The organism is Micromonospora sp. NPDC127501 (assembly GCF_040302185.1).
Lineage (GTDB): Bacteria > Actinomycetota > Actinomycetes > Mycobacteriales > Micromonosporaceae > Micromonospora.
The window spans coordinates 158,923-181,497 of the sequence record NZ_JBEORJ010000008.1 but is presented as its reverse complement, the minus strand read 5'-3'; the positions used below and the strand labels follow the sequence as shown (position 1 = coordinate 181,497).

The window sequence follows — 22,575 nt, the reverse complement described above, 5'->3', positions numbered from 1 at the left end:
GTTCAGCCTTCCTGCCGGGTGGCGGGTGACGGGGAGACGGCCGGGTCCGCGGCGGGACGGGCGGCCAGAGAGGTGGCCGCCGGGCGGCGCAACGGGTAGCCGAACCGGGTCAGGGCCACGGCGGTCAGCCCGGTCACCACGGCGTACGCGCGGGCGGGCAGCCCGGTCAGCCACTCGGTGTCGGCGACCACGTCGACCAGCCCGGTGCGGTGCCGCGACGGATTGCCGGCCACCGAGTGGGTGGGGGCGAGCCGTACCGTGGCCGGTGTCGGAAACGGAAGCTCGTCGGGGGTCGCGCCCACGAAGCCGGCGATCCGGGCGGTGGCGCCGGCCGGGTCGGCGACGAAGTCCTCGTACCGCAGCCGCAGGTAGCGGCCCGGCGCACGGCGGCGGTCGCCCCAGAGTCGGACGGTCGCGGTGTTCCAGACCAGCCAGAGCAGCGCGGCCTTGCCGACCGGTGGCCGGCTCATCAGCTCATCGTCGGCGCGCCCGTCCAGTGGGCGTCGGCGACGCCAGGAGTACGCGGTGGCGCGCGGGTCGCGCACCACGTGCAGGACGTACAGGTCGATGCCGGGCAGGCTGCCGAGCAGGGCCCCGTACGGCGGCAGCTTGGACGAGTCGACGATGACACCGTCCGACCGACCGGCCAGGGCGTGCTCGGCGATCGAGGCGTAGAGCCGGGCCAGCTGCGTGTCGTCGGGGTGGCCCGCGATCGGCGGCTGCCCCCGACGCTGGCGGCGCAGCAGTGCGGGCAGTCCGCGCAGCCGCAGCCGCTGGGCCAACCGGGCGGCGATCCCGGCCGGGTCGGCGTCGGTCAGGTCGGCGCGCACCCGGGCCCAGAGCGGGCAGTCGGCGACCGGGGAGCCGCAGCCGCAGGGCCGGTTCTCCAGGATGCCGCGCCGCCACAGGTACCGCAGCTCCCCCGCCGCGAAGAAACCCGGCAACTGTCCCAGGACCGTGGTCACCAGCGTGCTGCCACTGCGACCACTGCCGGCGAGGTAGAGCACCCGTACCGGGTTCACCGGGCCGCTCCCCCACCGGCGGTGGCCCGACCGGCCCGCCGCCGCGACGGCAGCGCCTCCGCGGCCTCCGCGTACAGGCCACGGATCCGCTCCAGGTGCCGGTCCGGGGCGAACTGGGCGGCGATCTTCGCCCGACCAGCCCGGCCCATCCGGTACGCCCGTTCGGGGTCGGCCAGGAGGTCGGTGAGCGCTTCGCCGAGGGCCGTCGGCGCGTCGGCGGCCACGACGCGGCCATCCACTCCCGGCTCGACCAGCTCGGGAAGCCCGCCCAGGTCGGTGGCGACCACCGGCACCCCGCAGGCGAACGCCTCCAGCACCGCCATCGGTTGGTTCTCGTGCCACCGGGACGGAACGGCGACCACCGCCGCCGACCGGATCAGCTCGTGCAGGCGCGGCTTGTCGAGACGGCCGTGGAACCGGACCCGGCCGGGCACCCGCCGAGCGGCGAGCGCCTCCAACTCCGGGCGGGCCGGGCCGTCTCCGGCGATGTCGACGCTGACCCCGTCCGGCAGCGCGGCGGCCGCCTCGATCAGCACGTCGACACCCTTCTCCGGCGCCAGCCGCCCGGCGAATACGACACCGCCGCCGGACGTCTGCTTGGCCGCGACGCCGGTCAGGTCGACGAAGTGGTTGACCACCCGCAACCGGCCCGGGTAGACGCCCGCGCGGCGCATCACGTCGGCCAGGAACCCGCTCGGGCTCACGAAGAGCTGCACCGGGTCGTACGCGTCGAGCCGCCGGTGCAGCCAGGACTCGACGGCGAGCAGGCCACTGCGCGACAGCGATCCGTCCTTGCAGCGGCGACGGGCCGCCTGCAACGGGCCACCGGTGACGCACGCCTGGCAGGGGCGGCCACGGTCCAGCAGTTGGTAGCTCGGGCAGGCGAGCTTGTAGTCGTGCATGGTCAGCACACACGGCACACCGGCGGCGCGGGCCGCGGCGAGCACCGACGGGGAGAGCTGGTGGTAGATGTTGTGCAGGTGCAGCACGTCCGGCCGAAAGTCGTTGATCACCCGGGCCAGCCCGCGGCGGCTCGTCGGTGACCACAGCATCCGACCGACTGCCACCGCGCGGGGCCGCACCCCGCTCGGCGCCGGCTCCAACTCCACTTCGGACGGAAACCGCGCGGCGTACGGCAGGGGCGACTCGTTCTCCGGGTGGCTCATGCCGAAGTAGGCGACCGTGTCGCCGGCAGCCCGTTGCAGGTCGGCGAGATCGAGCAGATACCCCTCCGCGCCGCCACGGCGGTAGAGGAACTTGTTCACATGCAGCACGCGCATCGACTCGCCCTGCTCACGTCGATCGGGCGAACCGGGCCCGGAGGTGACGACCGGAGTCTGCCCGCCCCGGCCAGGGCCCACGGTATGCAGGGCGGGTCGGCGAGTCCAGCTCACGTTTGGCATGTGGCTGAACGGGTGATCTTCGTCTGCCCGTGCGGTCCGCGGCCTGGCCTCCCGCCATGATCTCCCGATAGCCTGGCTGCCGCCGGTCGCACCCGCTCAGATGGAGGGCCGGGCCGGTGTCCGACGAGGAGGACCGTGGCAGCCGACGACGAGGTCTCCGCGCTCGCGTACACCGCGCGGCGGGTCCGACGGCATCTGCGCTGGGCGCGTACCGAGGGGATCGGACGGCTCATCGAGGAGGACCGCCTCAACCCGGTCGACCGGGTCGGCACCGCCCTGGCGAAGCGACGCTGGCGACGGCGGGCCGGCCGGACGCCCGGCTCGGCGATGCCGGTCTACCTGGTCGGTCTGCAACGCTCCGGCACGAACATGCTGGTCCGGGGCCTGGACGCCGCCGGAGAGGTCGAGGTCCGCAACGAGAACGACAGCACCGTCTTCCACCGCTTCCACCTCCGCCCGGACCCGGTGCTGACCGCCACCCTCCACCGCAGCCGGCACGCGTACGTGCTGGTCAAACCGCTCTGCGAGAGCCACCGCGTGGACGAGTTGCTGGCCCTGCCGGGGGTGACGCCGGGGCGCGCGCTCTGGGTCTACCGCGACGTCGACGACCGGGCCCGCTCCGAGGTCGCCAAGTTCGGTGACGCGAACCTGCGGGCCCTGCGCGCGATCGCCGACGGCAGCATCGGCCGCCGGTGGGAGGGGCAACGCCTCGACGCCGACACCATCGAGCTGATCCGGGCCCACGACCCGCAGGGGTTGGATCCGCACAGCGGCGCGGCGCTGTTCTGGTACGTCCGCAACGCGCTGTTCTTCCAGCTCGGCCTGGACCGGCGGGCCGACGTGCTGCTCTGCCGCTACGAGAGCCTGGTCGCCGAGCCCGCCGCGCAGCTCCGACGGCTCTGCGCCTTCCTCGACTTCCCCTACCATCCCCGGCTGCACGCGCACATCGCCCCGCGCACGTCGCACGGCGCGGCGAGCGACCGACGGCTACCGATCGACCCGCGTGTCCGGGCCCGCTGCGACGAGCTGACCGACCGGCTCGACCGCGCGGCGGCCGACGCCCGATCCGACACGACGAAGGCGGTCGACAGTGGCTGAGACCGGAACCCGTACCGCGCCGATCTTCCTGGTCGGCTGCCAGCGGTCGGGCACCACGATGGTGCGCCTCGTCCTGGACTCGCACTCGCGGATCAGCTGCGGCCCGGAGACCCGGTTCCTGCCGGACCTGCGACGGATCGTCGGCCGGGACTGGGAACGGCTGGCCCGCTTCGGTTTTCCGCGCGAGGACTGGCTGCGCCGGATCCGGGACTTCTTCGGCGGCGTGCACGCCGACTACGCCGCCGCGCGGGGCAAGACCCGGTGGGCCGACAAGACCCCGCTGTACGCGATGTCGCTCGACTTCGTCACCGAGGTCTTCCCGGACGCCCAGATCGTGCACCTCATCCGGGACGGACGCGACGTGGTGGTCTCGCACCGCAAACGGTTCGGCTACTGGTCCGCGGTGAAGTGCGTGGTGAAGTGGCCGCGCTACATCCGCGCCGCGCGGGCGGTCGGCGCCACCCTGCCGGCGGACCGCTACTACGAGCTGCGGTACGAGCAGGCGGTCAGCGAGCCGGAGAAGGCGATGCGGGGCCTCTTCGAGTTCCTCGGCGAGCCGTGGGAGGACGGCATCCTCGACTACGACAGCAAGCAGCACGACGTGGCCCAGAAGTACACCACCGAGGCGGAGCGACGACGCGCGGCGGTGGGCGACACCGCGCCGATCTACGGCTCCCGGGTCGGCAGCTACCGCCGCGAACTCGACCCGTTCCTCCGCCTGCTGGTCCGGGTCTTCTCCGGTCGCACCCTGCGCGCGCTGGGCTACCGGTGACCCGCCCGGGCCGGCTGCGCGCGGTCGCCACCGCCGTCGCCGCCACGCTCCTGCTCACCACCGGCTGCACCGCCGGCGGCGACGATCCGCCGCCGGCCGCCACCCCCTCCGCGACGGCGGCGCCCGGAGCCGGCACTCCGGAGCGCACGGCTAACCAGGTGAGCAACCCGTTCGGCGCGCACTGGGACTGGTCGCGGTACCAGCAGTTCGAGCCGTACCTGCGCCGGCTCGCCGGTTCGGCGACGTACGAGGAGATCTCCTGGTGCGAGATCGAACGGAGCTCGGGGCAGGCCGACTGGGCCGGGCTGGACGAGATCGCCTCGCGCAGCCGGGAGCTGGGCATCACACTGCACCTGAAGATCCGCACCGGCGTGTGCTGGGCGACCGGTGGCACCGCCCGCTACACCCGGGGCGCGGCGAACAAGACCGAGTCGGCGATGCCCACCGACCTCGGCGCGTACCAGCGGTTCGTCCGCTCGGTGGTGCAACGCTACGGCCCGTACGGGGTGCGGGAGTACGCCATCGAGAACGAGGTCAACGCGCCGAGCTACTGGGCCGGCAGCCCCGAGGAGTACGCGCGACTGGTCCGGGCCGCCGCCGAGACGATCCACGCGACCGACCCGAAGGCGCGGGTTGTCGATTCCGGCATCAGCAGCGTCGCGTACGGCATGGGGGTGGCCGACCGGCTGGTGCGCGCCGGTCGGGTGCCCGAGGCCATCGCCGCCTACCAGGCGTACTTTCAACGTCGGGTCGGCACCCGGGGGCAGCAGATCCCGGCGGTGACCGGGGAGGCGCAGCTGCGCCGGGCGCTCGGCACCGAGACCAACAGCCGCAGCCTGCGCTTCCTGGCGGTGACCGAGTCGCTGCTGACCGACCGCACCGTCGACGTCCGTCAGGTGCACTTCTACGAGCACTTCAGCGGGGTGGCCCCGCTGCTGGACTACCTGCGCGCCACCACACCGCCGGGTACGCCGATCCAGGCGTGGGAGGTCGGGCAGTTCTGGCGCGACGGCGACGGTGACCCGACCAGCCGGGCGGCGGAGATGGTCAAGACGGTCACCCTGCTGGTCGCCGGCGGGATCGGCGAGATCAGTTGGCTGCCGTTGGCGTACAACCCGAACAACGCCGCCGGCAGCGAGGTCCGCTACGGCCTGCTCGACCCGGACGGCGCCGAACGGGACGCCGGGCGGATGCTGGCGGCCCTGGCCGACGCGGCCCGGGACGCCACCGTCACCCCGCTGCCCGCCCCGGTGGCCGGCAGACTGCACGGGGTCGCGTTCGTCCGGGGCGGGTCGAGCACGCTGGTGCTCTGGTCGGCGTCGAACGCGCCGGTGACCGTGCCGGCGACACCGGGCGGACGGGCCGGGGCGGTGGGTTCCCCGCTCGGCGCTGCCGGTGGCGGCACCACGGTGACCGACGTCCCCGTCCTGCTCCGCGCCGACCAGCCGGTGGACCGGATCCTCGCCACCGTCCGTTAGCGACCTCCAGCGTGCGCTCGCTGGCCCGCATGTCGATGTGCCGAGTGACCGCCGTGCCCTAGCCGGGCCAGGGTTCGGGCCAGTCGAGCAGGGCGGTCAGGCGGGCGTTGTGCGGCGCGAAGTACGCGTCGAGACGCTCGCGCAGAGCCGGGGTCAGCTGCGAGACGCCGTGGTCGACGCGACGGGTGTGCCGGGTGAACGTTTCGGGGGTGAAGGCCGGCAGGCCGAGGAAGCGCAGCATGTCGCCGTACGTGCCGGCCGGGTCGGTGTGCAGGTCTTCGGTCCGGGCGACGTGGATCCGCTCCCGCGGGACCTGCGCGAACCACCGGTCCAACTGCTCGGCATAGCGACCCCGGGCCGCGTACGAGTAATGACGCAACACCCGGTGCGCTGCGGCGCTGTCCGGGCCACCGCGCGTCGCCCGGGCCAGCCGCTCCTCCTCCGCGTCGAGCGCGTCGGCGAAGGACAGCGGCTCCAAGCCGTACGAGCGGGTGTGCAGGTAGTGCGAGTAGGCCCGCTGCACCGGATCGCGCAGCAGGACGACGAAGCGGGCCTGCGGCAGGGTCGCCGCGACCCGGGCCGGCACGCTCGGGTGGAACAGGTAGTAGGGGCTCGCCTCGAACGTGCGTTCACCCGGAGCGAGGCGCGGGAAGTGCCCCCGGTACCACCGCACCCCCCGACCGTGGTGGACGCTGAAGTACTGCAACTCCTTGCCGCTGGCCACCCGGACCTGGGGATGCGCGGCGAGATGGTGGTACAGCGACGTGGTTCCGCAGCGCTGCCCACCGATCACCAGGAAGTCGGGCAGCGGACCGGGCTCTCCCGGCCGGGCCGCACGCCCCCAGGCCCGCGCCGCGCGTACCCCCCGACGCAGCCGGTCGGTGACCTGACGCCGCGCGACGCCGGTCACGAGCGGACCACTGGGCGGCCGGCTCGCACACCGGCACCGTCGGCGGGGTCGGCCGGGGCGCGTCGACCACCTCGGCGGGTCACCGAGCGCAACACCATGACGTCCTCCCGACTGAGCCCGAGGGCGAGCACCACGGCGAGGTACGCCACCACGATCGCGGCCAGACCGACCACCAGCTGCCCCGTCCCGCCACCGACCAACCACCGCACACCCAACCCGACGCCCATCGCGACCAGCGCGGCGACCAGGCCCTTGACCATGCCCGCCGTCACCGGCACGGTGTGCACCTGCGTGCGCACCTGCCAGACCCGGGCGACGTTCACCGCCGCCAACGACACCGCCCAGGCAACCGCCGCGCCGAGAATGCCGTACGCCGGGATGAGCCAGAGGTTGAGCAGGACGTTGAGCAGCAGGGCCGCGAGGTTGTCCACCATGTTGACCGAGACCCGGCCGGACATGTTCAGCAGCGTCCCGCAGGGCCCGGTGGCGGCGTTGACGAGTTGGCCGAGCGCCAGCACCACCGTCACCGCCGCACCGCCGGCCAGACCCGGCCCCCCGACCAGCCGCAGCAACTGCTCCGGGAAGACCAGCAACGCCACGAAGGCCGGCAACGACAGCCGGAGCACCCAACCGGTGGCGACCCGGTAGATGCGGCGGACCTCGTCCAGTCGACCCTGGTGGTAGAGGTGCGCCAGGTGCGGACCGAACGAGGCGTTCACCGGCGCCAGCACGAACACCGCGATCGTGACCAGCCTCGTCGCCACGTGGTAGACGCCGATCGCGTCCGGACCGTAGTCGAAGAAGCCGAGCAGCAACGCGTCCACCCAGATCAGCCCGGTGGACGACAGCGAGGAGACCCAGCTGACGGTGGAGAACCGGAACAGCTCGCCCGGCCGGTACGCGGGCCGGGCGGCGGGCACCCGGCGCACCATCCGGGCGAGCGCCACGAGGGCGAGCCCGGCCGCGCTCCAGCTCGCCGCGACCAGCGCCCAGAACGCGCCGGTCAGGCCCGCCCCGAGGACGAGCACCAGCGCGGTGAGCACCAGCCGGGCGGCCGGCTCGTAGACCTGGCCGATGAGCGCGTAGGCCCGTTGCGTGCGCCACCCCCGGGTGGCCGCGAGCGCGGCCTCGCAGACGGTCGCGGCGGGCAGGCAGAGCGCCGCCAACCGCAGCCCGGTGGTGAGCTGCGGGTCGTGCAGGGCGTCGGCGAGCCACGGCGCGCCGCCCGCCAGACCGAGAGCGATCACTGTGGACGCCACGGCCGAGATGCCGACCCCGAGGCGGATCGCGCCCCTGAGGGCGGCCGGCTCGTCGTCGGCGAGGTGCACCGCCACGAACCGGGTCAGCCCGGCCCGGAAACCGGAGAGCGAGAGCAACCCGAGCAGCGACAGCACGGCGTAGACCTGGGCGTACCGGCCGAGTTCGCGTACACCCAGGACCCGGGCCAGCAACAGCATGACCAGGAAGAGGGCCACCTGGCTGAGCACGGCGCTGCCCAGGTTCAGCACACCTCCGCGGGCCATGCCGCGTACCTGCTGGTCGCCCGCCTCCGGCGCGGCCGGCGACCGGCCGGTCACCTCGCGCACCCGGCGGCCCGTTTCCCGACGGTCACGGTCGTGCCGCGGTCACGGCCTCCGCCGGCGCCGAGGGGGCCGCGGTGGTCGCCGCCGGGGCCGTCGGCCGGGCGGCGGCACGACCTCGGGAGAGCAGTTCGAGTACGCCCACCAGCAGCACCCCGAGCAGCAGACCCGCGCCACCCACCGGCAGGGCGGTGCGCACCAGCTCCGTCATCCGGCTCACCTCGTGCGCCTCGCCGATGCTGGTCACCTGCAACGGATCAGCGGCCTGGGCCTGCGCCCGCGCCGCCTGCAACCCTTCCCGCGCCTGGGACAGGGCGTTGGTCGCCGCGTCCCGCTGGGCGAGCAGGGCCTGGTAGTCGGGGAGTTTCGGCCCCAGCTCGTCGAGCTTCTTCTGGGCGGCGGTGATCGCGGCGGTCGCCGCGTCGACACCTCGGCCGTTGCCGACCGCCTGCATGGAGAGCTGTTGCTGGCGCAGGCTGGTCAGCTCGCCCAGCGTGGCCTGGTAGATCCGGTCCGGCTGGGAGACCTTGTTCGTCTTCTCCCACTCGCCGATCGCCTTGGTCGCCGCCGTGACGTCGGCGTTGGCCGCCTCGACCTCACCGGTGGCGATGCCGACCTGGGAGGAGAAGAGGAAGGCCAGCGCCCGGGTGGTGGTCGCGGTCAGCACCGGCGCGACAGTCGCCCGGTCGCCGGCGGTGTACGTGACCTCCAACTGGCTGCTCGCGCCGACCTGGGTGATGGCGAGCCCGTCGCGCAAGCGCTCCGGCGGCACCCCGGTGTCAGCGGCCACGTCGGCGAGGACGCGGGGCGAGGTGACCGCCGCGCCGAACGCCGCGACGAACTGGTTCGCCGCCTGCGTACCGGTGTACTGCGTCCCGGCCGCGCCGCCCACCAGCGCCGGCGCCGCCACGTACGCGGTCCCGCTGAACTGCTGTGGCGCGAGCAGGACGATGGCGGCCGCGGCGCCGGTGGCGAGCACCGGCACGCCCACGAGTACCCAGAGGCGCCGCCGGGCGACCCGCAGGTAGTCGACGATCTCCACTTTTTCCCCAATGCTGTCGTTCAGTCAAACCGGGACGGACGTGCCTCGTGGCTGCTCGCCGGCCAGGTTCGGAGCCGGTTGGCGGGCGATCACGCTGGCCGCCGCGGCGAACGCGACGAAGTACCAGAGGGTGACCACGTTGGAAATGACGTTGGAGGCGGCGCTGACCGCCACGAACGCGGCGGCGCAGCCGGTGAACCCGACGGCGACGCCGCGCTCGAAGCTGCCCGGAGGCGCGCGCCGCAGCGCGGTCCGGGCGGTGTGCAGAAAGGCGAACAGCATCAGCAGGTACGCCCCGAGACCGAGCAGCCCGGTCTCCACGTACGCCCGCAGGAAGTCGTTGTGCGGCTTCTTCGCCTCGTCGGTCTCACGTTGGGTCATGTTCGGCCCGATGCCGGTCACCGGGTTCCGGTCGGCGAGCGTCACGATCTCGGTCCAGTAGCCGATCCGCCAGGCCAGGGTGTTTCCGGTCGGGTCTCCGCCGACCGCGCGCGACGTACCGAGCTGGGCGAAGCGTTCGCCGACGGCGGGCACCAGGGCCACCCCGGCGACCGCCACCACGCACAGGGTGACCAGCATCCGCTTGCTGCGGTGCAGCGCCGCGACCACCACCAGGCCGATCGCCGCGCCGAGCAGGGCGCTGCGGGTGTTGGTGAGCAGCAGGAACAGCAGCGAGAGCGCGAGCAGCACCCCGAGGGACGCCCGCAGGCGACGATCCAGGAAGCGGTACACGGCGAACCCGAAGATCACCATGAACATCAGGTAGCGGCCGAACGTGGTCGACTGGCTGAACGTGCCGCTGATCCGGGTGAAGTCGCCCTTCACCTCGGCTGGCGGGTTGCCGAGCAGCGACAGCACGACGGTGTAGCCCAACGCCAGCACCAGCGAGGCGTAGCAGGCGAGCAGGACCCGGCGGATCGCCGCGGTGTCTGGCATGAGCTGTTCCAGCACCACGAACATCACCACCACGGTGAGGATCCGCAGCGCCTCCAACAGGCTGTTCGCCGGCCGGCTGGCACCGAGGGCGCTGACCACGCTGCTGGCGCCGACGAGCAGCATGGCCCAGCTGAGCGGGGAGCCGCGCAGCCGCCCGTGCCGGCTGAGCTGTGCGGCCAACCAGAGCCCGGCGGCGAGGAGGAACAGCACCGCGAGCAGGGTCGAGGGGTCCACCGCCCGGGCCGTTCCGGCGGAGTCGGCCTGGCCGGCGCTCGGGCCGGTCAGCTTGAACAGGTCGACGCAGGAGCGCACCGCGAGCATCAGCAGCACGTACCCGGCGAACCGGGTCAGCGCGAGGACGGCCACCGCGATCCCCGCGACCGCCGCGAGCGGCAGCACCATGCCCCTGCGGTCACCGGCCGCCATGGAGACGCCCGCGACCACCGCCACGACCGCGGCGGCCAGCGCCGCTCCGCCGGTGAGCAGGCGGGTCGGGTCGAGCCGCCTCGTCATGAGCGGAGTGACCTGCTGCGTGTGTTGTTCCACTGATCCCACTGAACTGAATCGGCGCTGCCCGGCCGCTGCCGGGCGCGGCCAACCGATGTCCTCCCGGCACAAGATCGGTTCAATCTAGTCCTGTCACCTCGACGGCAGAAGGGGCCGTTGCACCGACTGCTCCGTCCCCCGGGGGGCTGATCCGACACTCCCCCGGCTGATGCCGCCCGGTCAGTCGGCGGCCCCCGTGGGTCGGGCCCTGGCCCGGCGGCCCGGTTCCGGAGCCAGCCGGAGATAGAGCTGCTCCAACTCCCGGGCGGCGGTGTCCCAGCTGTACCTGTTGGTGATCCGCTCGCCCAGCGCCACGGCACCGGCTCGTTCAGCCGGCAGGTCGGCGAGCAGCGACGTCAAGACCCGGACCAGGTCGTCCTCGTCGCCGTCGCGGAACAACCGCCCGCCGGCCGTGTCGGACTTGAGCACCTCGACGTGCGGCGCGATGTCGCTGGCGACCACCGGTAGGCCGTACGCGGCCGCCTCCAGCAACGTCAACGGCAGTCCCTCCAACCGGGACGGTTGAACGAAGCCGGCGGCACCGGCGTACAGCTCGGCGAGCAGGTCGCCGTAGGCGAACCCGGTGAAGACGATCCGGTCGTCCGCCCCGGCGTCCCGGCGCAGCCGGTCCACGAAGTCGTCGGTGAACGACGATCCGCCGACGATCGCCAGGCGCATCGGGGTCTCGGTCCGGCGGAAGGCCCGGATCAGCAGGTCGGCCGCCTTCTCCGGCACCAGTCGACCGACCAGCAGCAGGTAGCCGCCGGGAGTCAGCCCGAACCGCTCCTGGATCTGGCGGCTCCGCGTCGGCCGGGCCGGGTTCACGCCGTTCGGGATGTAGGTCGTCGGCCGGCCGAACCGGGCGGAGTAGTGGGCGGCGAGCCCCTGGGAGACCGCCACCCGCTGATGCGGGACGTACCCGCTGAACCAGTGGGCGCTGCCCAGCACCGCCCGCGCGGCGAGCCCCCACTTGGCCCGCTGGTTGTCCAGCCCGTGCACGGTCAGCACCACGCGCGCCCGGGACAGGGCCCGCGGAAGTGGGGCGACCAGGGCCGGCCCGAGCCCGTGGTAGTGCACGATGTCGGGCCGCGCAGCCATCGCCGCCATGGTCGAGGTCGCCGCGTGCACGATGGCGTCGAGGTGCTTGCTCGCGATCGTGTGGGTCTGGCGCAGCCGTACGCCCCGGTAGCCGTCGGCGGGTGTCTCGCCGTAGCTGCGGCGGCAGTAGACGGTGACCTCGTGGCCGTAGCTGGCGAGCCGGCTGGCCATCTCCTCCACGTGCCGTTCGATCCCGCCGTAGGTCGCCGGCATCCCCTTCTGGCCGATCATCGCGATCCGCAGCGGACGCCAGGCGACGGCGCTGCCGGCGACGCCCGCTCGGGACCGCTGGTGGGGGACCACCCGCTGCCGGGGTATCGCAGGGCTTCCGGCGTACTGGTCCACGTCCTCGGCCTGCAGGTCGGGATGGGCCACGTTGACTCCCTGCGTGACTAGGTCCGCGCCCGCCACCGGGCAGGGTCAACACCTTGCCATGGATGGGCCCGTCCGCCAGCTGATCAATGAGACAGGAAAATCATCCATGGGATTCGTCGAGAAGGGAATGGCGCCGGGGGTGACATCGAGGTGGACGGCGCTGGTGCCGCGTCGAACGGCACGCAAAGGGCGACGAGCCCCGGACGATCCTGGCGGATCGTCCGGGGCTCGTCGGTGGTACCTGTCAGGCGAGATCGAACCGGTCGAGTTCCATGACCTTGGTCCAGGCGGCCACGAAGTCCGCCACGAACTTGTCCCGGGCGTCCTGGCTGGCGTAGACCTCGGCGAGGGCGCGCAGCTGCGAGTTGGACCCGAAGATGAGGTCGACCGCGGTGGCGGTCCACTTCACCTCATCGGTGGCCAGGTCGCGGATCTCGTACACGTGCTCGTCGGACTTCGACGCGCTCCACCGGGTGCCCGGGGAGAGCAGGTTGGCGAAGAAGTCGTTGGTGAGCACGCCCGGCCGGTCGGTGAGCACACCGTGCTGGCTACCGCCGACGTTGGCGCCGAGGGAGCGCAGACCGCCGATGAGGACGGTCATCTCGGGCGCGGTCAGGTTGAGCATGTAGGCACGGTCGACGAGCAGCACCTCCGGCTGGGTCTTCTCGCCGGGACGCAGGTAGTTGCGGAAACCGTCGGCGCGCGGCTCCATGACCCGGAACGACGCGGTGTCGGTCTGCTCCTGGGTCGCGTCGGTGCGGCCCGGCCGGAACGGCACTGTCACCTCGACGCCCGCGTCCCGCGCCGCCTTCTCGACGGCGGCCGAACCGGCCAGCACGATCAGGTCGGCGAGCGAGATCTTCGCCCCACCAGCGGAGTTGAACTCCTGCTGGATGCCCTCCAGGGCGGCCAGGACGGTCGCCAGCTGCTCGGGCTGGTTGACCTCCCAGCTGCGCTGCGGCTCGAGGCGAATGCGGGCCCCGTTGGCGCCACCGCGCTTGTCGGTGTGCCGGAAGCTCGCAGCCGAGGCCCAGGCGGTGGAGACCAGCTGGTCGATCGTGAGACCGGACTCCAGAACCTTCGCCTTGAGGGCGGCGATGTCGGCGTCGCCCACCAGCTCGTGGTCGACGGCCGGCACCGGGTCCTGCCAGAGCTGCGGCTCGGCCACCCACGGCCCGAGGAAGCGCTCGATCGGGCCCATGTCGCGGTGCAGCAGCTTGTACCACGCCTTGGCGAAGGCCAGCGCGAACTGGTCGGGGTTCTCCAGGAAGCGGCGGGAGATCTTCTCGTACGCCGGGTCGACGCGCAGCGACAGGTCGGTCGTGAGCATCGTCGGACGGTGCTTCTTCGCCGGGTCGAAGGGATCCGGGATGATCGCCTCGGCGTCCTTGGCGACCCACTGCTTCGCGCCGCCGGGGCTGGTGGTGAGCTCCCACTCGTAGCCGAAGAGGATCTCGAAGAAGCGGTTGCTCCACTGCGTCGGCACGTCGGTCCACGTCACCTCGAGACCACTGGTGATCGTGTCCGCGCCCTTGCCGCTGCCGTGGGTGCTCAGCCAACCGAGGCCCTGCGCCTCCAGCGGCGCGCCCTCGGGCTCCGGACCCACGTGGTTGTCGGCGACGCCGGCACCGTGGGTCTTACCGAAGGTGTGACCACCGGCGATGAGGGCGACGGTCTCCTCGTCGTTCATCGCCATCCGGCCGAAGGTCTCGCGGATGAAGTGCGCCGCCGCGGCCGGGTCCGCGTTACCGCGCGGGCCCTCCGGGTTGACGTAGATGAGACCCATCTCGGTCGAGCCGACGCCGGCCGCCATCTCCTTCTCGGAGGCGTAGCGCTCGTCGCCCAGCCAGGTGTCCTCCGGACCCCAGAAGATCTCCTCGGGCTCCCAGACGTCCTCGCGGCCGAAGCCGAAGCCGAAGGTCTTGAAGCCCATCGACTCCAGGGCGACGTTGCCGGCGAGCACGAGCAGGTCGGCCCAGGAGATCTTCTGGCCGTACTTCTGCTTGACCGGCCAGAGCAGCCGGCGGGCCTTGTCCAGGTTGGCGTTGTCCGGCCAGCTGTTGAGCGGGGCGAACCGCTGCCCACCGTCGCCGGCGCCGCCGCGGCCGTCCTCGATGCGGTACGTGCCGGCGGCGTGCCAGCTCATCCGGATCATCAGGCCGCCGTAGTGGCCGAAGTCGGCCGGCCACCAGTCCTGCGAGGTGGTGAGCACCTCGACGATGTCGCGCTTGAGGGCCTCGACGTCGAGCTTCGCGAACTCCCTGGCGTAGCTGAAGTCCTCGCCCAGCGGGTTGCCCTTGGACGAGTGGGCGTGCAGCACCGACAGGTCGAGCTGGTTGGGCCACCAGTCCCGGTTGGTGCGCGGACGACCACCGGTCTTCGGGGTCGGCGAGTCGATCGCCGGGTTCTCGCTCTCGCTGCCGTGCGCGGTCACCGAGTCGTGCGCGACCGGGCAGCCGGCAGCTGCCTTCTGGTCCACGCCCTGCGCACTGACGGGGCCGTTGTCCTGGGTGTCGCTCATGTACTTCCTTCCGAGCTTGCGGATCTCTGGGGCGTGCGTTCGGTCGCGCAGTCGGGGCAGCTGCCCCAGTAGACGACCTCCGCCTCGTCGACCACGAAACCGTGGTCGCCCGACGCGGTGAGACAGGGGGCGTGACCGACGGCGCAGTCGACGTCGGCGATGGCGCCGCAGGAGCGGCACACGACATGGTGGTGGTTGTCCGCGACCCGGGACTCGTAGCGGGCGGTCGCCCCGGCCGGTTGGATGCGCCGCACCAGGCCGGCATCGGTGAGCACGCGCAGCACGTCGTACACGGCCTGGTGGGAGACCGTGGGGTGATCCGCGCGGACCAGCGCGATCACCGCGTCGGTGCCGGCGTGCGGGTGGTCGCGCAGCGCCGCGAGCACCGCCAACCGGGGCCGGGTCACGCGCAACGAGACGGCCCGCAGCTGCGCCTCGAAGTCGGACATCACGGGTACGAACACTAGCTCACTATTTTGGAACGAATCAAGTTTTGTGCCGCCCGAGGTGCCCCGACGGCGGACGATTCACCCGAGGTTAACCTGCGGGAGGAAAAAAATCGGACAGCCATGTCGAGAAGTGGCGACCGGCTTCGTCCCCGGAGTGAACGTGGCCACGATGGGTCACAGCCAGCACCGAGGAGCATCACGATGGCCAAGTACCTGCTGCTCAAGCACTACCGGGGCGCCCCGGCCGGGGTGAACGACGTGCCCATGGACCAGTGGACCCCGGCGGAGATCTCGGCCCACATGCAGTACATGCGCGACTTCGCGGCCCGGCTGGAGGGCACCGGCGAGTTCGTCGACGGTCAGGCGCTCGCCCCGGAGGGAGTGTGGGTCCGGTACGACGGCGAGGGCCGCCCGCCGGTCACCGACGGCCCCTTCGCCGAGACCAAGGATCTCATCGCCGGCTGGATGGTGATCGACGTCGACAGTCACGACCGGGCCGTCGAGCTGGCCGGGGAGCTGTCGGCCGCTCCCGGGGCGGGCGGGAAGCCGATCCACGAGTGGCTGGAGCTGCGCCCGTTCCTGAGCGAGCCCCCCACCATCACGGAGTGACGGCCCCGATGGACGAGACGCTGCTGCGCAGCCTCACGCCGAGCGTCCTCGGGATCCTCGTCCGCCGCGGAATCGACTTCGCGGCGGCCGAGGACGCCGTGCAGGACGCCCTGGTCGAGGCGGTCCGGGTCTGGCCGGCCGACCCGCCGCGCGACCCGTTGGGCTGGCTGATCACTGTGGCGTGGCGACGGTTCCTCGACGCGGCCCGGGCCGACGCCGCTCGCCGTCGGCGGGAGGATCTCGTCGACGAGGAGCCGTCGCCAGGGCCCGCTCCCACGGTGGACGACACGCTCCAGCTCTACTTCCTGTGCGCCCACCCGTCGCTGACGCCGTCGTCGGCGGTCGCCCTCACGCTGCGCGCCGTCGGCGGGCTGACCACCCGCCAGATCGCCCACGCCTACCTGGTGCCCGAGGCGACCATGGCGCAGCGCATCAGCAGGGCCAAGCGCACCGTCTCCGGGCTGCGCTTCGACCGACCCGGTGACGTCGCCACCGTGCTTCGCGTGCTCTACCTGGTCTTCAACGAGGGCTACTCCGGTGACGTGGACCTCGCCGCCGAGGCCATCCGACTCACCCGGCAGCTCGCGGCCGCGATCGACCACCCCGAGGTGGCGGGGCTGCTCGCCCTCATGCTGTTGCACCACGCGAGGCGCGCCGCCCGGACCGCGCCCGACGGCAGCCTGGTGCCGCTCGCCGAGCAGGACCGCAGCCGCTGGGACACCCGGTCCATCGCCGAGGGCGTCGAGATCCTGCAGGCGGCCCTGGCCCGCGACCACCTGGGCGAGTTCCAGGCCCAGGCCGCCATCGCGGCGCTGCACGCGGACGCGCCCACCGCCGCCGAGACCGACTGGGTGCAGATCGTGGAGTGGTACGACGAACTCGCGCGCCTGACCGGGAACCCGGTCGTCCGACTCAACCGCGCGGTGGCAGTCGGTGAGGCCGACGGCCCCAGGGCCGGCCTGACGGCGCTCGCGGCGGTGGACGACGCGCTGCCCCGGTACACGGCGGTGGCGGCGTACCTGCACGAGCGCGACGGCGATCCGGCACGGGCGGCACGGCTGTACGCCGATGCCGCCCAGCAGGCCCCCAACCTCGCCGAACGCGACCATCTGACCCGCCAGGCCGCCCGACTCAACGCCCTGCGGCGTCGCTGACCGCTCGGGCACCGGGAGCGTCCGCCCGTGCCACCGGCCACGGCCGGGACACCTGGTCCGGAAAGTCTCCGGAACTTCCGGGAGCCCTCACCCCGACCGATGTTCGGCTGTGGCGACGCCGCAGTGACCGCCCCGAACTCTGATCGACTACTGACCTGGATGGATGTCGCTCCGGGGACGACAGCGATGTTGCCACGCTGTTTCCGGAAATTGTTGACAAGTCGACGGCTGGGTTAATACGGTCGCCATCGACGGCGCTCGATTGTCGTCAGCACCAGCCACCACGACCCACTTCTCCGGTCGTCGTGCAGGACGACCGGCCCACCACCGAGCGGTACGACGCCGTGGCCGTCACCCGACCACCGGCAGCCTGCCGAGGCGTACCGCGCCGCTGGCCCCCGCCAGCCGTCAGAGGAGGCAACAGTTCCATGACCGACACCAGCCACACCAAACCGAGAGGCCGCGGCCGCATGCGGTTGCTCCTGGGCGCCGCCTGCGCCGCCGTCGTGGCCGTCGCCGGCACGATGACGGCCACCAACGCGTACGCCGAGGCCGACCGGACCCTCACGTCGAACCTCACCGGCACGCACAACGGGTACTACTTCTCGTTCTGGAAGGACAGCGGCAACGCCAGCATGACGCTGCGCGCCGACGGCCGGTACACCAGCAGCTGGGACAGGAGCACCAACAACTGGGTCGGCGGCAAGGGTTGGGCCACCGGCACCCGCCGGACGGTCACGTACTCGGGCAGCTACAACCCGGGCAACAACAACACCTACCTGGCCCTGTACGGATGGACGCGCAACCCGCTCATCGAGTACTACGTGGTGGAGAACTTCGGCAGCTACAACCCGAGCAGCGGCGCCACCCGGATGGGCACCGTCACCACTGACGGCGGCACCTACGACATCCTCCGCAGCCAGCGGGTCAACGCCCCGTCGATCGACGGCAACCAGACGTTCTACCAGTTCTGGAGCGTCCGCCAGCAGAAGCGCTCGAGTGGCACGATCACCACCGCCAACCACTTCGACGCCTGGGCCCGCGCCGGCCTGAACCTCGGCACCAACCACAGCTACCAGGTGATGGCCACCGAGGGCTACCAGAGCCAGGGAAGCTCCGACATCACCGTCCGGGAGGGCAGTGGTGGCGGCAACCCGACCACCCCGCCCCCCACCGGAAACCCGGGGACCGGAAACTGCAACGCGACGATCTCCGCCGGCCAGCAGTGGGGTGACCGGTTCAACCTCAACGTCGCGGTCAGCGGCACCAACAACTGGGTCGTCAGCCTCGGCCTCGGTGGCGGCCAGAGCATTCAGAACAGCTGGAACGCCGCCGTCAACGGCAACAGTGGCACCGTCACCGCGACGCCGAACGGCAACGGCAACAACTTCGGCGTAACGATCATGGCCAACGGCAACTGGAACTGGCCAACGATCAGCTGCCGTACCAGTTGACCCCGATCAGTTCCTGACACATCGCACCACTGGCGTGGCGGCCTCGGTCGCCACGCCGGTCTGCGGTGCGCAGGCAGCCCCGTCCGCCTCGGCGTCCATGACGGCCTCGGGCCGACCCCGCTCGACGTGCCAGTTGCGAGACCACGGTCGTTGCCGCCGTCCGCTACACCTGCGGCACCGCGGTCTCTCCTCCGGCCGTCGATTCCTCCGTCGACGGTTCCGAGGTTGGATCCGCCGCTGGGTCCTCCGCTGGAGCCTCCGTCGTCCCAGAGGTCGGCGGCGCTGTCGTTCCGCCCGTCGGGGCTTCCGTCGGCTCCGCGGGAGCGCTCTCGGACGCGGTGGGACCGGGCGCATCCGAAGTGCTTCCACCGGACGGCGTCGACGGATCCACCGTCCCCTCGGCCCGGGTGGGCGTCGGGGTCGGGGAGCCGGGCGCTCGTACCGGCAGGCCCGCAGAACTGCGGGTGGCTGGTTCACCGCCGCCGACGCCGGGGCCCGGTTCCCGTTGCGGCGGCACCGTTGGCGACACCGCGGGCGGCACCACGGGAGGCGTCGACGGTCGCCCGGTCGGGCCGGGCATGATCCCGATGGGATCGGCGAGCACCAGGACGGCAGCCGCGGCGGCCAACGACCCGAGAAGCACCGCGAGCGCTCTCGGCCCAGGGGTGACGGCCCGGCTCACCGTGCCGCCGAGGGCCGACCGCCGGGCATCCGTGACCTCGGTCCGTACCCCGATCTCGGTCGCCCCGGTCGCGGTGGCCAGCAGGTGGTCGGACGGGGCCGCGAGTGTCTGCGCCGCCCTGGCCATGGCCGCCGCCGTCGGAAATCGGTGGGCGGGCTCCTTGGCCATCGCGGTGGCCACCACATGCCGGACCTCCGCCGGAACGTCCTCGGGCAGCGGCGACGGTTCCTCCTCAAGATGCCGCAGCGCCACCGCGACGGCATTCTCGCCCTGGTGCGGCGGCCGCCCGGCGAGGCAGTGGTAGACGACAGCCCCCAGCGCGTAGATGTCGATCGCCGATGTGGTCTCGTTCTTCGCGACCTGCTCGGGTGCCATGTACAGGGCGGTGCCGACGATCTGGTTCGCTGCGGTCAGGCTCGTCGCCTCCTGCGTCACCGCGACACCGAAATCGACGAGTACGACGTGTCCGTCCGGCTCGATGATCAGATTGCTGGGCTTGACGTCACGGTGCACGACACCGGCGTCATGCGCGGCCTGCAGGGCACGGGCGGCCTGCGCGGCGATCGACATCGTCTCGGCCACGCCCAGCCGGCCGACCTCGGCGATCCGCTCCGACAAGGGCTGCCCCTGCACGCATTCCATCACGATGTAGGCGAGGACCGGCACTCCGGGCTGGGACACCTCACCGTAGTCGTAGACCTGGGCGACACCTGGGTGGCGCAGGGCCGCCATGGCCCGTGCCTCGCGCCGGAACCGCTCACCGAAGTCGCCGTCGGTGGCCAACCGAGGTTGCAGCATCTTGACCGCCACACAGCGGTCGAGGGTTTCGTCGACCGCCCGCCACACGTCACCCATTCCGCCGCTGGCGATGCTTTCGACCAGGCGGTAACGGTCTCCGACGACTTGCCCCACATTCGGCATAGCTTTCGGTACCCCGGACTCCGCGATTTCAAGCACAGCGAGTCTGGGCACCGCCGCCCGGCGCACCGCAGGGGTGACCCGCCCCGCCGCTGCCGGCGGGGCGGGCTCGGCCGTCTACGGCCCGGTCAGCTGTTCAGCCGGGCAATCAGGGCGGTGGCCATGCCCTGCTCACCTCGGGCGTTGGGGTGGAACGGCGCGGCCGAGTTCTGCGGCACCAGACCCTCGACCCACCGGGTGCCGCTGCCCTTGCACGCGTCGCGGCCGATCGACGGGGTGTAGACATCGGCGTAGGTGGCGCCGTTGGCGCTCGCGACGCTGGCCAGCATCGTGTTGAGCGACTTCTCGACGCCACGCAGGTACGGCACGTCCTGGTAGGCGATCGGAACGACCGGCCAGCAGCCGTAACCGCTGTCCGGCAGGATCGCCGGATAGCCGAGCACCACGACCCGCGCGCCCGGTGCTGCCTGCCGGACCGCCTGGAGCACAGCGGTGATCTTCGGCGTGGCGGCGACGATCCGCGCCTGCAACTGGTCGACACCTCCGGCGGTGTACCGGTTCTTGCACGGAGATCCGAGTGGGCTGCTGACGCTCGCCTCCGCGCAGTCGCCGATGATGCCGGAGAAGCCGATGTCGTTGCCGCCGATCTGCACCGTCACCAGCGACGTGTTCGCCGTGACCGCGTTGAGCTGCGGCGGCAACGTGATGCCCAGTTGGCCACTACCGCCGTAGAGGATGTCCTCCGTGGTGGCGCCGGAGCAGCTCACGTCGGCGAACGACGACGAGCCGGCGGACGCCGCCACCAGCGACGGGTAGTTACGGTTGGACCGCAGGCAGTTGAGATCGACCTGGGTGGGGATCAGCGGACCTGCGGTGTACGAGTCGCCCAGCGCGACGTAACGGCCGGTGGGCACAGCGGCGCTGGCGGGGGTGGCGACGGTGAGCAGCACGCCGGCGGTGGCGAGCGCGAGTGCGGCCAACCGGGTGGCTGCCCGCAGGCGGGGCAGGCGGGGACGGGTCATGGCGCCTCCCAGGAGGGATCAGGGGTGGTGGTGCCCGAGATCCTGTCGCCGTCGACGCCCCCCGTCAATATCGATGGACCTCACTAAATGCCGGTCCGAAGTGTAGGATCAATTGGTGGTGGTCAATCAAGTGGTGCGTACCACTGGGCACCGGTGACCCGGATCCGCCGGGACTGTTTGCGGTTCCACTCCACCCGCATGCCGTGCTTGCGGAGCACCGGAAACGCGACCTCGTCCAGCAGTCGCTCCAGGTCGGCCTGGTAGCTGGCCTGCTGCTCGGCCTCCGACAGCCCCGCGTAGGCGACCTCGTCGAAGTCGGCCGGAGGATAGACGCCGTAGCCCAGATAGACCTCGCCGTCCTCGCTCGCGAGCAGCGACTCGGTGTCCTGCTGGTGGTACCAGAGAAACCCGCGCCAGTGCCGGGAGTCGTCCCGCTCGTCGTCGATCTCGGCGCTCGCGCAGGTGCCACAGCAGCTGAAGTTCTCCCGGGCCAACACCCCCAGCTCGTTGAGCTCGACGAAAGCGCGGGTGAGGTTGCCGCGCACCTCACCCCACTCGCGCTGCTGTTCCCGTCGGACCGCCAACGCCGTCTCGTGCGCCGCCCTGAGCTCGTCGTTTGTGGCGCCGTGGCGCTCGTCGGGGTCGTCGAAGAAGTCGACGAACTCGTCCGCGTCGGCCTCACCCCGCACGACCCAGGCCCACAGCTCGTCCTCGACGGCGGTGCGGCCCGGCTCCGGGACCCGATCGGTGAGGAACCTGACGCCAGCGGGGCGATCGTTGTACGTCCACTCAGTCACGGCGCGATCTTCACATGGGCCTGTGACGGGCTCGGTCGGAGAACGGCCGGCGCGGCGGCCGTCCCCGAAGCACGCCTAGTTTCCGGCCGGAACCTGGTCCTTGATGTCGTCGTAGCCCACCGGAGTCGGTGCCGTACCCGGCGCGTAGATCACACGGAGGACGCCGGTCGGGAACGCCTCCGACGTCACCAGTCGCAGGTGGTACGCCACGTCGCCCTCGTCGAACAGCTTGCGGCCCTTGCGCGCGGCCACGGGATGCACCAGCAGACGCAGCTCGTCGACCAGGCCGGCGGCGAGCAGTTGCTGCACGACGGAGATCGACCCGGGGATGAGGATTCCCCGGACACCGGCATCGGCCTTGAGCGCGGTGACGGCGTCGAGAAGGTCCCCGTTGATCAGCTCGGAGTTGCGCCAGGAGAACTCCAGCGGCTGGCGCGAGGCGACGACCTTGCGCATGTCACCGAGTTGCTTGGCGAACGGCGCGTCGTCCCCACCCGCGGCCTCCCGGTCGGGCCAGGCCCCGGCGAAGCTGTCGTACGTCTCGCGGCCGATGAGCAGCACATCAGCGGCGTCATAGTCCTCGGTGACCGCGCGGCCCATGTTCTCGTCGAAGTACGGGAAGTGCCAGTCGGGGTCGATCTCGGCCACACCGTCGGCCGAGATGAACAGCGTGGAGATGACCTTTGCCATCGCGGGGGTCCCTTCGAAT

At 72.0% G+C, this 22,575-nt stretch carries 19 protein-coding genes; 6 read left to right on the top strand and 13 right to left on the bottom strand.

The window, feature by feature from the left end:
* Window positions 1–2: 2 nt before the first annotated feature.
* Window positions 3–1,022, bottom strand: a complete 1,020-nt coding sequence (locus ABTW72_RS19995; RefSeq protein WP_350860771.1) for a sulfotransferase — start codon at window positions 1,020–1,022, stop codon at window positions 3–5.
* A complete protein-coding gene (locus ABTW72_RS19990; protein ID WP_350860769.1) occupies window positions 1,019–2,302 on the bottom strand; it encodes a glycosyltransferase family 4 protein in 1,284 nt (427 codons plus the stop codon). Before ABTW72_RS19990 ends, ABTW72_RS19995 begins: the two co-directional genes overlap by 4 nt.
* Before the next feature lie 258 nt (window positions 2,303–2,560).
* Between ABTW72_RS19990 and ABTW72_RS19985 the strand changes: the two genes are divergently transcribed.
* From ABTW72_RS19985 to ABTW72_RS19975, 3 genes are read left to right on the top strand one after another with little or no spacing between them, the layout of a single operon-like run.
* Entirely contained in the window at window positions 2,561–3,523 is a 963-nt protein-coding gene (locus tag ABTW72_RS19985) for a sulfotransferase family protein (RefSeq protein ID WP_350860767.1), read from the top strand.
* Window positions 3,516–4,295 (top strand): sulfotransferase family protein, encoded by a 780-nt coding sequence (locus ABTW72_RS19980; protein ID WP_350860765.1) that lies wholly within the window; start codon window positions 3,516–3,518, stop codon window positions 4,293–4,295. Before ABTW72_RS19985 ends, ABTW72_RS19980 begins: the two co-directional genes overlap by 8 nt.
* Window positions 4,292–5,773 carry a hypothetical protein gene (locus ABTW72_RS19975; protein ID WP_350860763.1) on the top strand — a complete coding sequence of 494 codons (1,482 nt, stop codon included), beginning with the start codon at window positions 4,292–4,294 and terminating at the stop codon, window positions 5,771–5,773. Before ABTW72_RS19980 ends, ABTW72_RS19975 begins: the two co-directional genes overlap by 4 nt.
* Window positions 5,774–5,831: 58 nt before the next feature.
* Here ABTW72_RS19975 and ABTW72_RS19970 read toward each other — a convergent pair whose 3' ends face one another.
* From ABTW72_RS19970 to ABTW72_RS19940, 7 genes are all read right to left on the bottom strand, one after another.
* Window positions 5,832–6,683 carry a sulfotransferase family protein gene (locus tag ABTW72_RS19970; protein ID WP_350860761.1) on the bottom strand — a complete coding sequence of 284 codons (852 nt, stop codon included), beginning with the start codon at window positions 6,681–6,683 and terminating at the stop codon, window positions 5,832–5,834.
* Window positions 6,680–8,269 carry an oligosaccharide flippase family protein gene (locus tag ABTW72_RS19965; protein WP_350860759.1) on the bottom strand — a complete coding sequence of 530 codons (1,590 nt, stop codon included), beginning with the start codon at window positions 8,267–8,269 and terminating at the stop codon, window positions 6,680–6,682. The genes ABTW72_RS19970 and ABTW72_RS19965 overlap by 4 nt, the downstream gene beginning before the upstream one ends.
* Before the next feature lie 22 nt (window positions 8,270–8,291).
* Window positions 8,292–9,305: a Wzz/FepE/Etk N-terminal domain-containing protein gene (locus tag ABTW72_RS19960; RefSeq protein WP_350860757.1), complete on the bottom strand. Its 1,014-nt coding sequence runs from the start codon at window positions 9,303–9,305 to the stop codon at window positions 8,292–8,294.
* 24 nt (window positions 9,306–9,329) lie between these two features.
* Window positions 9,330–10,787, bottom strand: a complete 1,458-nt coding sequence (locus tag ABTW72_RS19955) for an O-antigen ligase family protein (RefSeq protein ID WP_350860755.1) — start codon at window positions 10,785–10,787, stop codon at window positions 9,330–9,332.
* A 180-nt stretch (window positions 10,788–10,967) separates the two neighbouring features.
* Complete coding sequence (locus tag ABTW72_RS19950; protein ID WP_350860753.1) at window positions 10,968–12,260, bottom strand: glycosyltransferase family 4 protein; 1,293 nt, start codon at window positions 12,258–12,260, stop codon at window positions 10,968–10,970.
* A gap of 244 nt (window positions 12,261–12,504) precedes the next feature.
* On the bottom strand, window positions 12,505–14,781 hold the full coding sequence (katG, locus tag ABTW72_RS19945) for a catalase/peroxidase HPI (RefSeq protein WP_350860751.1): 2,277 nt from the start codon (window positions 14,779–14,781) through the stop codon (window positions 12,505–12,507).
* Window positions 14,778–15,233: a Fur family transcriptional regulator gene (locus ABTW72_RS19940; protein ID WP_279616384.1), complete on the bottom strand. Its 456-nt coding sequence runs from the start codon at window positions 15,231–15,233 to the stop codon at window positions 14,778–14,780. Before ABTW72_RS19940 ends, katG begins: the two co-directional genes overlap by 4 nt.
* 198 nt (window positions 15,234–15,431) lie before the next feature.
* Between ABTW72_RS19940 and ABTW72_RS19935 the strand changes: the two genes are divergently transcribed.
* From ABTW72_RS19935 to ABTW72_RS19925, 3 genes are all read left to right on the top strand, one after another.
* Window positions 15,432–15,839: a YciI family protein gene (locus ABTW72_RS19935; protein WP_350860749.1), complete on the top strand. Its 408-nt coding sequence runs from the start codon at window positions 15,432–15,434 to the stop codon at window positions 15,837–15,839.
* An 8-nt stretch (window positions 15,840–15,847) separates the two neighbouring features.
* The gene (locus tag ABTW72_RS19930) at window positions 15,848–16,993 is read left to right on the top strand and encodes an RNA polymerase sigma factor (RefSeq protein WP_350860996.1); all 1,146 of its coding nucleotides are present in this window, start codon (window positions 15,848–15,850) and stop codon (window positions 16,991–16,993) included.
* 428 nt (window positions 16,994–17,421) lie between these two features.
* A complete protein-coding gene (locus ABTW72_RS19925; protein ID WP_350860747.1) occupies window positions 17,422–18,447 on the top strand; it encodes a glycoside hydrolase family 11 protein in 1,026 nt (341 codons plus the stop codon).
* Between the two features lie 163 nt (window positions 18,448–18,610).
* On the opposite strand, the gene ABTW72_RS19920 is transcribed toward ABTW72_RS19925, so the two are convergent.
* The 4 genes from ABTW72_RS19920 to ABTW72_RS19905 form a co-directional block, all read right to left on the bottom strand.
* Window positions 18,611–20,050, bottom strand: a complete 1,440-nt coding sequence (locus ABTW72_RS19920; RefSeq protein WP_350860745.1) for a serine/threonine-protein kinase — start codon at window positions 20,048–20,050, stop codon at window positions 18,611–18,613.
* Window positions 20,051–20,175: 125 nt separating this feature from the next.
* Window positions 20,176–21,069 (bottom strand): SGNH/GDSL hydrolase family protein, encoded by an 894-nt coding sequence (locus tag ABTW72_RS19915; protein ID WP_350860743.1) that lies wholly within the window; start codon window positions 21,067–21,069, stop codon window positions 20,176–20,178.
* 122 nt (window positions 21,070–21,191) lie between these two features.
* On the bottom strand, window positions 21,192–21,866 hold the full coding sequence (locus ABTW72_RS19910; RefSeq protein ID WP_350860741.1) for a DUF6891 domain-containing protein: 675 nt from the start codon (window positions 21,864–21,866) through the stop codon (window positions 21,192–21,194).
* A 75-nt stretch (window positions 21,867–21,941) separates the two neighbouring features.
* Entirely contained in the window at window positions 21,942–22,556 is a 615-nt protein-coding gene (locus ABTW72_RS19905) for a dihydrofolate reductase family protein (RefSeq protein ID WP_350860739.1), read from the bottom strand.
* Window positions 22,557–22,575: the final 19 nt, after the last annotated feature.